Annotated in this window: 11 protein-coding genes and 1 pseudogene; 10 read left to right on the forward strand and 2 right to left on the reverse strand. The window is 61.4% G+C overall.

Annotation, left to right across the window (positions count from 1 at the left end):
* Positions 1-142: pseudogene (locus FGK63_RS04650) on the forward strand (electron transfer flavoprotein subunit alpha/FixB family protein); the annotation flags it as partial.
* Positions 143-188: 46 nt separating this feature from the next.
* Here FGK63_RS04650 and FGK63_RS04655 read toward each other — a convergent pair.
* The gene (locus FGK63_RS04655; RefSeq protein WP_138840463.1) at positions 189-1,139 is read right to left on the reverse strand and encodes an AraC-like ligand-binding domain-containing protein; all 951 of its coding nucleotides are present in this window, start codon (positions 1,137-1,139) and stop codon (positions 189-191) included.
* A gap of 275 nt (positions 1,140-1,414) precedes the next feature.
* Between FGK63_RS04655 and capB the strand changes: the two genes are divergently transcribed.
* From capB to FGK63_RS04700, 8 genes are all read left to right on the forward strand, one after another.
* Entirely contained in the window at positions 1,415-3,166 is a 1,752-nt protein-coding gene (gene capB / locus FGK63_RS04660; protein WP_138840464.1) for a caprolactamase subunit beta, read from the forward strand.
* A 26-nt stretch (positions 3,167-3,192) separates the two neighbouring features.
* Positions 3,193-5,313, forward strand: a complete 2,121-nt coding sequence (capA, locus tag FGK63_RS04665; RefSeq protein ID WP_138840465.1) for a caprolactamase subunit alpha — start codon at positions 3,193-3,195, stop codon at positions 5,311-5,313.
* 3 nt (positions 5,314-5,316) lie between these two features.
* On the forward strand, positions 5,317-6,066 hold the full coding sequence (locus tag FGK63_RS04670) for an ABC transporter ATP-binding protein (protein ID WP_138840466.1): 750 nt from the start codon (positions 5,317-5,319) through the stop codon (positions 6,064-6,066).
* Entirely contained in the window at positions 6,066-6,806 is a 741-nt protein-coding gene (locus tag FGK63_RS04675; protein WP_138840467.1) for an ABC transporter ATP-binding protein, read from the forward strand. Before FGK63_RS04670 ends, FGK63_RS04675 begins: the two co-directional genes overlap by 1 nt.
* On the forward strand, positions 6,803-7,717 hold the full coding sequence (locus FGK63_RS04680) for a branched-chain amino acid ABC transporter permease (RefSeq protein WP_138840468.1): 915 nt from the start codon (positions 6,803-6,805) through the stop codon (positions 7,715-7,717). The genes FGK63_RS04675 and FGK63_RS04680 overlap by 4 nt, the downstream gene beginning before the upstream one ends.
* 1 nt (position 7,718) lies before the next feature.
* Entirely contained in the window at positions 7,719-8,783 is a 1,065-nt protein-coding gene (locus tag FGK63_RS04685; RefSeq protein ID WP_138840469.1) for a branched-chain amino acid ABC transporter permease, read from the forward strand.
* A gap of 13 nt (positions 8,784-8,796) precedes the next feature.
* Positions 8,797-9,966 (forward strand): ABC transporter substrate-binding protein, encoded by a 1,170-nt coding sequence (locus FGK63_RS04690; protein ID WP_138840470.1) that lies wholly within the window; start codon positions 8,797-8,799, stop codon positions 9,964-9,966.
* A 523-nt stretch (positions 9,967-10,489) separates the two neighbouring features.
* Positions 10,490-11,611, forward strand: coding sequence for an NAD-dependent epimerase/dehydratase family protein (locus FGK63_RS04700; protein ID WP_138840471.1), 1,122 nt, complete (start codon positions 10,490-10,492; stop codon positions 11,609-11,611).
* Between the two features lie 18 nt (positions 11,612-11,629).
* Here the strand turns inward: FGK63_RS04700 and FGK63_RS04705 are convergent, their stop codons facing one another.
* Positions 11,630-12,781: a glycosyltransferase family 4 protein gene (locus FGK63_RS04705; RefSeq protein ID WP_171052574.1), complete on the reverse strand. Its 1,152-nt coding sequence runs from the start codon at positions 12,779-12,781 to the stop codon at positions 11,630-11,632.
* A gap of 361 nt (positions 12,782-13,142) precedes the next feature.
* Here FGK63_RS04705 and FGK63_RS04710 point away from each other — a divergent pair, with 361 nt between their 5' ends.
* On the forward strand, positions 13,143-14,690 hold the full coding sequence (locus FGK63_RS04710) for a GMC oxidoreductase (protein WP_138840473.1): 1,548 nt from the start codon (positions 13,143-13,145) through the stop codon (positions 14,688-14,690).
* Positions 14,691-14,701: the final 11 nt, after the last annotated feature.

The raw sequence follows: 14,701 nt of genomic DNA on the forward strand, positions 1-14,701 counted from the left end.
CCAGCACCTGGCCGGCATGAAGGACAGCAAGGTCATCGTCGCCATCAACAAGGACGAAGAGGCGCCGATCTTCCAGGTCGCCGATTTCGGCCTCGTCGCAGACCTGTTCCAGGCCGTGCCGGAGTTGCAGGACAGGCTGTAGGCAGGGGCGACAAGTACGGCGCTGCAGTTGCGGCTGCACTTGAACGCTAATTGGGGTTGCGCTGGAATTCTGACGGCGTGACCCCGAACTTTGCCTTGAACAGGCGCGAGAACTGGGCCTGGTCGGCAAAACTGAACCGGTAGGCGACTTCGGAGATCGGAAGATCACGCGACGACTGCAACCGGTCGCGCGCCGCGATCAGGCGTTGGTCCCGGATCTGCTGACTGACGGTGCCGTTCACATCCTTGAACAGGTCGTGAAGGTAGCGCTTGGAAATACCGCAGGCTTCGGCAATCAGGTCGGGGGAAAGGTCGGGGTTCTTCAGGTTCGCGCGAATGAACCGTTCCACACGCGTCAGATGCGCGGCCCGCACCGAGGTAAAGCCACTGTCGCCGGCGTCCGACGCATCGTTCAGAGCCAAGCCTAAAAGCTCCAGCAGTTGCCGGCCAATCGTCTCACATGAAGCTCGGGACAAGCTGTCGATTTCCGTCTGGGCGTGGTTGACCATTGTGGCGAAGAGGCCGGCGGTTCCATTCGTCGCGTCAATGACGCGGGCGCAGAACCTGTCGGGTTGGCGCACGCGTTCCGCAAGCGCCTTTCGGTTGACCTTGAGAACGAAGAGGTCGTTGGGGTTCTCATAGAAAAAGCGGTAGGGCTCGTCGCCCCGTTCGATGATGAAACCGCCCGGATCACACCGCACATCGCGTCCGAGCTGCCGGAATTCCACCGAACTCGTGCGCGGCAGTGTAACCAGGTACTCCTCTTCACGTGCTTCGCGGATATGGGACCGGCGTCGTTCGTAATTCATCGGGTCCGACGTGAGCCGCGACATGCCGACGTGGCCCAGAGATTTCCGGGTGAGACGGCCATTGAAATGGATCGGGTCGCGGAACTGAAGTTCCAGCGGGAAATAGGACTCGGTTATCACGGCGTTCCAGTGGCTGGAACGATGCTGCGGCTCGGTCGAGGCCGTCGAGAATCGAAGCTCGGCGGTCATGTTTTAGGTCCTCCCTGCAGCGAGATTACCCGTAATTACCCTTGTCACCAAAGGAATTCAGCGGTGCTGCGCTGATCGTCAAACCTTCCTGCGCTGAGCGAAAAAAGTTACTGCGTCCCGGGTCAATCACTTGTGCACGGATCGTCAAGACCGTCTGGAACCCTTCCGCAATGCTGAAAACAGAGATCGACGTGCAGGAGGAGCACGCCAGATCGGGAGGAATTAGCGACACCCGCTGGCGGGCCCTTTGCACCCAAGCAGAGGACCACAAACCCATGGCAGCAAGACAAGTCGACCCGATCACGCTTTCGGTAGTAAGGGGCGTTCTGGAAACAACGCAGCGCGAAATGACGCTTGCGTTGGAAAAGACCGCGCGCAGTTCCGTCTTCAACCTGGCGCACGACTATTCGACGGCGCTTTTCAACCACACGCCCGAGATGATCCTGCAGGGACAGGACATCCCCATCCATCTCGGCTCGCTCATCCCGGCGATGAAGGCTGTGGACAAGTTCTTTGACGGCGACATCCACGAAGGCGATCTGATCCTGCAAAACGATCCCGATTATGCGGGCAGCCACATCATCGACACCTGCATGTATTACCCGGTGTTCTACAAGGGCGAACTGGTGTTCTGGACCGTCTGCAAGGGCCACCTGACCGACATCGGCGGCCCGGTGCCCGCTGGTTACAACCCCGAGGCCAAGGAGATCTTTGCCGAGGGACTGCGTATTCCGCCGGTCAAGATCTGGGACAAGGGCGTTCCGCGCGACGACGTTCTGAACCTTCTTCTGACCAACATGCGCGCCCGGCGCGACCAGGAAGGCGATTTCAACGCGCTGATCGGCGCATGTCAGGTTGGCGCCCGCAACCTGACGGCGCTGATGGACAAATACGGCAAGGAGACGGTGCAGGACTGCATCGAGGAACTGCTTTCGATGGCAAACCGGCACATGAACAGCCTGATCGCCAAGGTGCCTGATGGAACCTATTCCGGAACCGCCGTTCTTGAGGACGCGGGCCACGGGTTCGGGGATTTCGACATCACTGCCACGGTCACCATCAACGGCGCGAGCTGTCATATCGAGATCGAGAGCCCGCCGCAGATCCCCTATTTCATCAATTCCTACGAAGGGAACAGTTACTCCGGCGTCTATCTCGGGCTGATGATGTTCGCCCAGTTGCCGCCGCCCTACAACGAGGGGCTTTACCGGAACGTCACCGTGGACATGGGTCCGAAAGGCACGCTCTGCAACGCCAAACCTCCGGCGCCGCACATGAACTGCACCACCACGCCGATGGAAACGCTGACCGACGCGGTTCGCCTGGCCTTCGAACAGGCCGCGCCCGAGAAGGTCTCGGCCAGTTGGGGCCACGCCAACGGCTGCAACATCGCCGGGTGGGACACGCGCCATGACGAGGAATACGTGACCATGGTGCTGGCCTCGATCATCTCGGGCGCCGGAGCCACGGCAAGTCAGGACGGCTGGCACGCCTGCGGCCCCGAATGCTGCTTTGGAGCGCTGACCTCGGGTGACATCGAAATGCTTGAACATTCCTACCCGATCATCATCCACGAATACGGGCTGATGACGGACTCGGGCGGCGCGGGCAAGTTCCGTGGCGGCTCGGGCACGCGTTGGGAGGTCGAACCGCTCGACCGAGACATGACCCTTGTTACCTTCGGCGAAGGCCGCCGCATCCCCGCCATGGGCGCGGCTGGCGCGAAATCGGCCATGGTCGAGAAAAAGGTCGGCCGGCTTGAGGTCACCCGCAATGGCGCAACCCAGATCATCACGGACAACGTAATCGAGACGATCCGGCCCGGAGAACGCGCCGCCAACATCAACCCTGGCGGCGGTGGTTACGGCAACCCGTTCGAGCGCGACGTGCAGAAGGTGGTAGCCGACATCCGCAACGGTCTCGTCTCCATCGAAGGCGCACGGCTCGACTACGGCGTCGTCATCGCCGATCCCGAAACGCTCGCCGTGGACGAAGACGCCACGGCCAAGGCTCGCGCGGCGGCCTGAAGCCCCTGACAGAAAGGAATAATCTCATGCGTAGCAAATATCGTCTGGGCATCGACGCCGGCGGCACGTTCACCGATTTCATCCTCGCCGATGCCAAGGGCTCGGTGCAGATATTCAAGGTGCTTTCGACACCGACCGAACCCACCAAGGCCATCCGCAACGGACTGGCGCTCATCACCGAGGAAACCGGGCTGACCGCGGAAGAGATCGTCTCGAACTCAGATCTCTGCATCAACGGCACCACCGTCGGCCTCAACGCGCTGATCACCCATACCGGCGCCAAGACCGGCCTGATCGCCACGTTGGGCCACCAGGACAGCATCGAGATCCGCCTGGGCCACAAGGAAGACGGCTATCGCTATGACCCCGACTACCCGCCCGCGACGATGCTGGTGCCGCGTCATCTGCGCAAAGGCATTCAAGAGCGGGTGATCTCGGACGGAACGGTAAAGACACCGCTCAACGAGGACGACGTTCGCGAAGCGTGCCGCTACTTCATCGCGGAAGGGGTGGAATCGGTCGCCATCAGCTTCGTCTGGTCGGTTCTGCATCCCGAGCATGAGAACCGCGCGGCGGAAATCGTGCGCGAGATGATGCCCGATGTCCGCCTGACCATCGGAAGTCAGCTCTATCCGCAGGTCCGCGAATACACACGCACTTCGACGGCCATCGTCAACGCCTATCTGGCGCCGATCCTGCAACGCTATGTCGAGGCGATCGACGCCTATTTCCGCGAACTGGGTTCAAAGCACCCTGTGCGGTATTTCCAGTCGAACGGCGGTTTGGCGCTTGGCAAAGTCGTTACCGATCAATCCGTATACGCAATCAATTCCGGTCCGGCTTCTGCGCCGCAGGCGGCGCTCGACGTGGGCAAGCCCTGGGGTGAGCAGAACATAATCACCTGCGACATGGGTGGTACCTCGTTCGACATCACTCTGACCAAGGATGGCAAGGCCAACGTCAACAAGAACATCGACTTCCTGCGTTATCGCATCGGTATCCCCATGATCCAGGTCGAGACCCTAGGCGCCGGTGGCGGTTCCATCGGATGGATCGACGACATGGGACTCATGCAGATGGGTCCGCAATCGGCAGGTTCAGAGCCTGGGCCGGCCTGCTACGGCCAGGGGGGCGAGCGTCCGACCACGACCGACGCCAATCTTGTGCTGGGCTATCTCAACGCCGACGGGCTTGTCGGCGGGCGGTTGCCGCTGGATCTGCAGAAGGCGCGCAACGCCATCAAGACGCATCTCGCCGACCCTTTGGGGATCAGTGTCGAGCGTGCCGCCTACGGCATGTTCACAATCGTCAACAACAACATGGTCAACGCGATCCGGCGGGTTTCCGTCGAGCGGGGCTATGACCCTCGCGATTTCGTGCTGATGGGCGCGGGCGGCGCTACGGGCGCTCATATCACCGCGCTGGCGCGCGAGATGGGCATCTCCATAGTGTTGATCAACAAGCTCGCCTCGGGGCTCTGCGCTTATGGGCAGATCATTTCGGACGTGAAGTACAACTACATGGCTCCGGCCCCGCTTCGCCTGCAGGGCGCGCAGGCAGCGAGTACACTCGACGAACTCTTCAACGGTCTCGAGGCGCGTGGACGCGAAGACCTGGCTGGCGACGGCTTCCATGAGGCCGACATCTCGATCAGTCGCACGCTCGACATGCGCTATGTCGGCCAGGTCCACGAATGCACGGTGGAGGTCGGCCCGTTCAAGGTTACCGAAACCTCGCTTGAGGACATCAAAGCTGCGTTCCATGCCCGCCACAGGGAACTCTATACCTATGACGAGCCGCACAACGCGGTCGAAGTGGTCAACGTCGAAAGCGCGATCACCGGACATGTGGCAAAACCCGAGCGCATGCACCTTGCACCGGGGCAGGGCGCGGCAACGGCGCTGAAAGGACACCGCGACATGGTGTTCAATTCCGATGGCATCGCCCAGAACACGCCGGTCTATGACGGCTCGGCGTTGGGTGCAGGCGACACGTTGCATGGACCGGCGGTGATCGAAGAGGTGACCACGACCATCGTGGTCGAACCGGGCTGGACCGTCAGCCTGCACGAGACCGGCACCTATGTCCTGACCGCCGAACAGCCCGCGGTTAAGGCGAAGCCGGCCAAAGACCTCGTCGAGGCGTGAGCGATGAGTGTCACGGTTCATAACGGTCCCTCCCTTTCTGCGACCGGGGTGACGGTGGCCTTCGGCGGCTTCAAGGCGCTGACGGATGTCTCCCTCTCCGTCACCCCGGGTGCGGTTCACGGGCTGATCGGCCCGAACGGCGCGGGCAAGACCACGATGGTCAACGTGCTGACCGGATTTCAGGCGCCTACGACCGGAACCGTGACTCTCGGAAAGCGCGATGTCGGCAACCTCCCGGCGCATGCCCTGCGCCGGCAAGGCGTCGCCCGCACGTTTCAGGCCGGGCGGCTCTTTGCCGGGCTCGACGTGCTCGACAATCTCGCGGTGACCGGTGTGGGGCTCGGGCACTCCCGTCACGCCGCCGAGGTCGAAGCCTTGCGCGTCCTCGATTGGATCGGCGTTTCACATCTGGCGGAAAAACCAGCGGCCGGACTGCCCTATACGGATGAACGCCGGGTCGGCATCGCCCGCGCCCTGATGTTCGCGCCGGCCTTCCTGTTGCTGGATGAACCAGCCGCCGGCATGTCCGAGACCGAGGCGGCCGAACTCGCCGCGCTCATCCGGCGCATGGCGGAGGAACTGGGAACCGGCGTGCTGCTGATCGAACACAATGTCGAACTGGTCCTTTCGGTCACCAGCCATGTCTACGTACTCGACGCGGGCCAACTGATCGAAGAGGGCAACCGCGCCGCAATCACCGGAAGCCAGCGCGTGCGCGACGCCTATTTCGGCGCAGATCAGGAGGCCGCGTGATGTCCAAGCTTGGTGTATTCGACATATCCGTGCGCTACGGCAAGGTGCCCGCGATCTCTGACCTGACCTTTCACCTGGAAGAAGGTGAGCGGGTGTTCATCTCGGGGCCGAACGGTGCGGGAAAGTCGTCCTTCCTCAACGCGATCTGCGGGAAAGTGCCCACCTCGCATGGACGGATCGAGATGGATGGCGACCTGCTGACGGGCCGCAGCCCGGAAGCCATCGCGCGTCTCGGCTTGTCGATGGTTCCCGAAGGCCGCGAAATCTTCGGCAGTCTGACGGTGGAAGAGAACCTTCGGGTGGGCACGGGTATTCGCCAGGATGCCCAAGCGATCGAAACGGACATCGAGGAAATCTTCGCAGCCTTCCCGATCCTGGGAGAGCGCCGCCGCGCCGCGGCCGGCGCTCTCTCTGGCGGTCAGCAGCAGATGCTGGCGATAGGGCGGGCATTGATGACAAATCCCAAACTCATGATGGTCGATGAGCCGTCGCTGGGACTTGCCCCCAAGATCGTCGATCAGGTCTATGACACCCTCGCGGCGCTTCAGGAAGAGCGCGGCCTGACGCTGCTGATCGTCGAACAGAGCTCGTTGCGCGCGGCGCGCGTCGGCGGCCGCATGGTTCTGATGCGGGGCGGCCGGATCGTCGGCGAAGGCAATGCCGCCGACATGGCCGACCGGGATGCGCTTGCCCAGGCCTATTTCGGCAATTCCCACCCGGAACCGGAGGCCGTGGCATGACCAATTTCGCACAACTCTTCTTCGACGCGGCCTCGCTTGGCGGGCTCTACGCCATGGCCGCGCTGGGTATCGCGCTGATTTTCGGGGTGATGAACCTGGTGAACTTCGCGCATGGCGAATACATCGCGTTCTGCGTCTTTGCCCTGATCGTTCCGTCGACCGACGCGGTGGCCGTGATGCTGCTCGGACGTGCTCCGGCCCTGATCCTCGTTCCTCTGATCCTTGCTCTAGGCGCTGCCATCGCAATCGCCTCGGAACACGCTGTGTTCCGACATCTGCGCCGTGCCGATCCGGTGGCGATGATGATCTCGTCCTTTGCACTCGGCTTCGTCATCCGCAATGCGCTACTGGCGGCCTATGGCGGCCGTCCCAAGGCGATCAGCCTCTGGCCCGACCTCAACACACCGGTCCGCATCGCCGGCGCCGAAGTGCCGCTGCTGCAGCTCATCGTCATCCTGACCACGCTATTGGTGGTCGCAGGGCTGGCAGCCTTGCTGAAAAAGACCCGGCTGGGGCTCGAGATGCGGGCGGCTGCCGAGAACTTCACCATGGCTCGACTGCTTGGCGTTAAGGCAAACGTGGTCATCACCGGGGCCTTCGCGCTTTCCGGTGCGCTGGCCGCTGCCGTGGCTCTGATCATGGCTACCCAGACGGGCGTGGCTGACGTGCGGATGGGCGGGCAGGTCATGCTGGTGGCGTTCATAGCCACGGTCATCGGTGGGCTCGGCTCACTGCCGGGTGCGGTCGCCGCTGGTTTCCTGATCGGCGCCGCCTCGGTGCTGCTGCAGGCCTTCCTGCCGCTCGACGCGCGCCCATTCCGCGACGCCTTTCTCTACACGCTGGTGATCGTCTGCCTGCTGGTGCGTCCGCAGGGTCTGTTCGTTGCCGCCTCTGCCAAGCCGAGGGTCTGACATGTCTTCCCAACACGCTCAACACCGCCTTGCCGCTTATTCCACCCCGCTGATCCTGTCCGCGATCCTTCTTGCCTTCGTCGCCTTCGTGGTCATTCTTGGCGACAAGGCGCTGGCCCGGACGGCCGCGGAAACGCTTGTCCGCGTGACGCTTGTGGTCGGGCTCTGGATCTTCGTCGGCAATTCGGGGGTCATCAGCTTTGGTCATGCCGGCTACATGGCGATCGGCGCCTATTGCTCGGCCTGGCTGACGCTCAAGCCGCAGAGCAAGGCGTTGTTCTTGCCCGACCTTCCGCCCTGGTTGATGGATGCGCAGTGGCCAGTGTTACCCGCCGCGATTGCTTCGGGACTGCTTGCCGCCCTTGTCGCGCTTCTTTCGGGCGCGGCCATCCTGCGGCTTTCGGGCATCGCCGCGTCGATCGCGACCTTCGCCTTTCTCGCCATCGTCAATACGGTCTATTCCAATTGGGAAGGCGTGACCGGCGCGACCTCGTCGGTCGTCGGCCTCACGCGCTATGTCGATCACTGGGTCGCCCTTGCATGGGCTGTCGCCGCCATCGTTGCCGCCAATCTCTACGCCAATTCCGCGTCGGGCCTCGCCCTGCGGGCCACTCGTGAAGACGAGGTCGCCGCCAAGGCCTCGGGCATCGACATGTATCGGCACCGGCTTTGGTCGCTGGTCATTTCGGCATTCTTCACCGGCATATCCGGCGCGCTACTGGGGCATTCCATCGGCGTCCTGAACCCCGACAGCTTCTACCTCGGCATCACCTTCATCTCGCTGGCGATGCTCGTCGTAGGCGGAATCGGCAGCCTGTCCGGCGCGGTCATCGGGGTTCTGCTGCTGTCGCTTCTGATCGAGCTTCTTGTGCGCGCCGAACGGGGCATCACCATCGGCGCCACCCAGTTCGCGCTTCCTTCAGGCAGTCAGGAGATCCTGATCGGCGTCGCCATGATCTTTGTCCTGATCCTGCGTCCGGCCGGCCTGACCGGCGGACGAGAATTCAAGCTGCGGCTGACCTTGCCGCGAATTCCGCTCTCGCAAGAGCCAACTTCAACCAACTGAGGAGAGACCAATCATGAAACCCCTGGCATTTGCTTCGGCACTGGCCGTCCTGGCGCTGCCTGCCGCGGCCGAGGACATCACCGTCGGTTTTGCGATAGCGCAGTCCGGCTGGATGGAGGCGTATGACACGCCCGCAGCGACCGCCGCAAAAATCCGCATCGAAGAGATCAATGCGAACGGCGGGCTGCTCGGCCGAAAGATCCGGTGGGTCGAGGCCGACACAAAAACCGACCGCCAGCAATCGGCGCGCGCCGGACTTCAGGTCATCGACGAAGGCGCCGACATGATGGTCGTGAGCTGCGACTACGACTTCGGAGCCCCCGCCGCGCTGTCGGCCGAAGCCGAGGGGATGGTTTCATTCTTCCTCTGTGCCGAAGACGTCAAGGCCGGCATTCAGGGCGTCGGGCCGAATTCCTTCTCGGGCTCAGTGCTCGCGGCGGTTCAGGGCGCCACAATGGCCGAATGGAGCCACGCCAAGCGCGATGCCAAGACCGGCTATGTGCTGCTGGATACGACGATCGAGTACAACAAGGGCATTTGCACCGGATTCGATTGGATGTTCCCGCAGCTCGAAGGGACGGAAATCGTCGGGCGCGACACCTTCAAGAACGACGACGCCTCCATTGCCAGCCAGATCACCAGGATCAAGGCGCTGCCGGAAGAGCCAGACGTGATCATGCTGTGCTCCTACATCCCCGGCGCCGCTTCCGCGGTCCGCCAGATCCGCGCCGCCGGCATCAATTCGCTGATCCTCAACGGCTCGGCCGTGGACGGATCTTACTGGCTGGACGCGACGCCGGATCTGTCTGGCTTCGTGGTACCCGTTCAGGGATCGATCTATGGCGACGACCCGCGCCCCGAGGTTGAGGCCTTCAACGCGGCCTACGAAAAGGCTACCGGATCGCGGCCGGCAAGTTCCTACGCTTACCCGGGGTATGTTCTGATGGACCTCTGGTCCAAGGCTGTCGAGCGCGCGGGCACTCTCGACGGGAACGCGGTGACGACCGAGCTTGAAAAAATGAAGGGAGAGCAAACCGCATTCGGTCCGCGCAGCTTCACCAACGAACTCCACCATCAGAATTCCGCAGAGATGCAGATCATCGAAATTCAGAATGGCAAACCGGCCGTGGTGGAAAACTGGACCATCAGCAACCCGGTCCCGCTGGACGTGCTTCTGAACTGACGCGCCGAGCAAGGCAAAACTGGGCGCCTCCGGAGTTCGCGGGGGCGCTCAGGGGGTGTGGAACATATGGCTAGGGTCGATAGTCCAACTGCTCTGCCGGTGGTCTCGGAACATCGGGCCATTCTTTCACGCCAGATTTCGAAGATTGGCAATACAGCGCTTCCGGCGCACGCAAAGTTTGAAAGACTTCGCCGTCGTCCATTCCTTTGTCTACAACCATTTCAACCAGGAGCGTCACCTTTACGCCCTGGCGGTTCTCGGGCTGATCCGATACTCCGCTCATTTCGACTGGCGTCAGAGTAGTTCCGCCTAGGTTTCTGCGGTTCCTTGAAAACGGTGACTGGTCAAAATCCGTCCGATTTCTCCGTTTGCGTTTGTCTACCGGCACCTCCACGCTCAATGTGCTTGCCAAAACCGTCTGGCTGTTCTGGCCCGGTGTGGGCGTGAAGCGTCGGTTTGCCTTGCACCGGTCGCGGCGGTGAGTGTCAAATGCAAGAATGAGACACAACCGGTGCGTTCGACAATGAATGAGCATAACGCAAAAAAGGCGCCCGAATGGTTACAGGGTGACGCGCCAGTTCTTGTGACCGGAGCGGGAGGGTTCATCGGTCGCGCGGTCGTGCGAAGTCTGTTGAATGCCGGCGCCAACACGCGCGCGCTCGTGCGAAGTCCCGGTGCCGGCGCAATTTCGCGTCTTGGCGCAGAGGTTACGCGCGGAACCATCGCCAGTCCGGGACGGGCGCTGCGCGGCGTCGATACGGTGTTTCACCTTGCATACGATCTACGCGCCTCAGGATCGGAAAACCTGGCAGAGTTCCGCAAGTTTCTGAATGCAATCGCTCACGCCGGTGTCAGCAATCTTGTTCACATGAGTTCAGTCGTCGTCCACGATGGTTGGCCTGTAGGTGATCTTGTCGAGGATGCGCCGATCACCCCGCCGGACAACGGTTCCAGCTATCGAGGTGCGAAAATCGCCATGGAGGCGTTGATTTCTGACGCTGTCAAAAAGGGGCAATTGTCATCGGCAACCCTGCTGCGCCCGACGCTGGTATATGGGCCGGGCAGCCGAATCTGGAGCGAAGCCGTTGTCGAACGTCTCAGGTCCGGGCCGATACTCGTCCCGGATATGCCCCGAGATCACCCTGCCGGACGCCCTTTCGGCTTATGCCATCTCGTTCACGTGGACGACCTGGCCAGGGCGGCTGTAGTCGCAGGAGCTGCGGCAAAACCAGGGCTTCGCGCCTATCTGATTTCGGATCCGTCACCAACGACTTGGCCGGAGTATTATTGCGCCCAGGCCCGCGCGCTCGGCGTTGGAACCATCGAAAAGCGGCCCTTCGCAGAGCTTGAGGACCGTCTTATGCCGCTAACCGTGGGATCGGTTGATCATGGGCCAAGCCTTGCGGCGCGCGTAAGCAGTAAACTACGTACGATTGTGGGAAACGACACCATTGACGTGGTCGGGCGGCGGCTCCGCAGAATTCTTCAAAGCAATGTGGCTGAGCAGTACCCGGACCGCTTCTTGTTCGATCTTTATACCGCAACCGGTGAAATCGACGTTTCGCGAGCCGAGGCAGAGCTAGGATTTGTTCGGGGCGCTGACGTTCAGGGGCGGTTGGACGAGGTTGCTGCTTTCTACAGTTAGCGACAAGAAACGCCCGAGTTAGAATTTCGCGGCCAGTTTTCGATACGTCTCAACGAATTGCCGATGAACCCAATCCGGATTGAACCTGTCCTCGCGGCTTCTTTCCAGGGCCGCAGCACCCATTCTCTCCAACGCTGCCTCATCCGCAAGAACTGAATGGAGCGCCGTGCAAATAGCGGGCACATCACCTATGGGAACAACACGTCCGACACTGTCATCGACCAGTTCAACCACCCCTGAACAGGCTGTCGCCACGACCGGGGTTCCCGTCTGAAAGGCTTCGGGAATGACAAAAGGCAGCGACTCGTAGCGTGAGGTCAGGGCAAAAACGTCTGCCGCGCGAATATGCAGGTGTACCCGCTCTGTCCGACCCGCAAAGGTCAGATGGTTGAGAACGCCCTTTTCGGTCGCAAGCGCCTTGTATTCCTTTTCGAGATGTCCGTCGCCAACAAGCAGGAAACGGTAGCCCGGATGGCTGTCCTTCATACGTGCGACACAGTCGATAAGTATGTCGATACCCTTCTGGTGCGATTGCCGAGCCACGGTCACGATGAGCTTTTCACCATCGCCCAGATACCTCCGCCGCACGGCTGCAATCTCTTCAGCCGAATCCAGGGGCGCCGGTTTGACGCCAAGGCCCAGAACCTGAACCCGTGTTTCGGGGATTCCTCCTATTTCTATCAAGTCGCGTGCCGACGCATGGCTTGGCGTGATGACCAGATCGCAGTGTCTTGCGACGCGAGAAAATGTCTTCACGCGCTCTGGTTCGGAGCCATGATAAGTCACGGCGACAGGAATCCGCAGACCCGCACGCGCCATCATCGAGACCAGTGCCGGCGCCGATTCATGCGCATGAATCAAGTCTACCCGATTTAGCCTGAGCCAGCGGCGCAATGTGAAAACTGAATGCGCAAGGTTTTTCAGACGTGCGGGGATGCCGCCCCCCTCGCTGGCCACGTAGCGTATTGGTAGTTCCAGAAAATCGGGGTCGTCATTGGGTCCGTACCAGGTGCCCGCGTTACCGGACAGTGTGACGTCGTGACCAAGTTCGCGCAGAGTTTGCGCAAGCGACAACATGTGCCTTGGAATTCCCCCAAGGTTGAATTGAGTGCCGATCTGGAGAACCGACAAAGGAGCTTGATCGCCATTTTGCGCCTGTTCGGTCGTCATGGGTGTGTCTCCGGTCGGGTCCGCAGTGGGCACGAGCGAGAGCCGTGCATTCCCATCACTTTCACAAGTCGAATAGCATCGCAAGGCGCAGGGGACAGCGCCTATGAGCGCGAGCAAGGCAGTACCCAATCGGTCGCTGACCGCCGGAATGTTTCTGAATGGAAACAACGCTTCGGCGAGTTTGCCAAGACAATCGCCCACCGGCATGGTTGGGAGGCTACCGGGCGAGGCGGTTGACAGATGGTACACGATCTACAATCTGGTCCTGGATCTCTGGAAAAGGCGCCTACCCATTGGAAACGAAACGCGTTTCTGATGACGACAAGATCGCCAACGATTACTGCCCAAAAGGACGGCATAAATGAATAACGGGGCGACTGACATTGTTATCGGTTCGGGCCCCTCAGCGTTGGCGACGGTTGAGGGAATTTTGGAGAAGGGCCGGAAAGTTACGGTCGTGGATGCCGGCGAAAAACTCGAGGCGAACCGCGCCGCGCTGCGCGATGCCCTGGGTGCAACAAAACCTGATGGCTGGGACGATGATACGCTTGCGGAACTCCGTTCGCGTCAGCACGATATTACCGACAGCGTCGCGCGTTTCGGGTCTCGGTTTGCGCTGCGCTCGCGCGACGACGTGGTCTTTCCCGCGAACCCGAACGTGGTTTTGCAGTCCTCGCGTGCTTTTGGCGGCCTTAGCAACGTGTGGGGGGCGGCAGTCCTGCCCTGGGCTCCAGGTGATTTGGCAGGATGGCCAATCGCCCCCGCCGATCTTCAACCGCATTACACTGCGATCGGTTCAATAGTTTCCATTGCCGGCAGCGCTGCCTCTTTCGATGACATACTTGCCACCGGAGACCTGCCCCTTGCGCGTCGCCTGCCTGCCACGCGACAGGCCGAAGCATTGTTGCGCCGTCTGAAACCGACAACCACGCAGGGCGGAGCCCAATTCTGGCCTGGTCCGGCCCGGCAGGCCGCCGGCCCCGATTGCCTCGCCTGCGGGCTTTGCCTCTACGGTTGCCCATACGGCCAGATCTTCAACAGTTCAGAAAAGATGGCTGCTCACCTAAGGGAAGGTCGGATTGAATACCAGCAGGCCGAGGTCGTTCGGATTCGCGAGAGCGGCGAAGGTGTAACGCTTGACATTGCGGACGGACGTCCGCCGATTACAGGTGCACGTGTGTTTGTCGCAACGGGAGTGTTGGAGACCGCGCGGCTCATGTTCGAGAGCGACCGGGAACTGGCCGAGCGCGGCATGGTCCTCCGCGACAGTCGGCACTTCTTTACACCACATCTGACGACCTGGGGTGCCGGAAACATCAGTGCCGCGCCCCATCATACTCTGGCGCTTGCTTTCGTCGAGTTGCGTGACCAGGCGATTTCGCCCTGGACTGTACACTCACAGCTCTATGGCTGGAACAACTTCTACGCGCGTGAAATGTTCGAAAAATACGGGAGAAACCTCGGGCTTCTGCAGCCGCTGTTCGAGCGCGTTGCGCGCCGATTGATCGTCGTCCAGAGTTTCCTGCACTCGGACCACTGCGCCAAGATTCACCTACAGCCCGCACGGGGCGATCCACAACACCGACTGAGCGCGGAGGTCGTAGAGGCCGACGGTTTTGAAGACAGGGTAGGGCGGGTTAGGCGCGCGATGGCGCGATATCTGCGGCGGGCAGGGTTGATAGCAATAACGCGAGCAGGGCAAATCGGTCTGCCTGGATCGAGTTTTCATATTGGCGCGACGCTCCCCATGACGAAAAGTCCGCGACGGGGAAACACCGACGCCCTAGGGCGACCGCACGGCGCTATCAGGATTCATGTCGTCGATGCCTCCGTTATGCCAGCAATTCCAGCGAGTACAATCACCCTTTCGGTCATGGCCAACGCGCACCGGATTGCCACCACGGCATAGCTTGCAAGTCG

It is taken from the genome of Ruegeria sediminis, from assembly GCF_005938215.1.
GTDB classification, from domain to species: domain Bacteria; phylum Pseudomonadota; class Alphaproteobacteria; order Rhodobacterales; family Rhodobacteraceae; genus Ruegeria; species Ruegeria sediminis.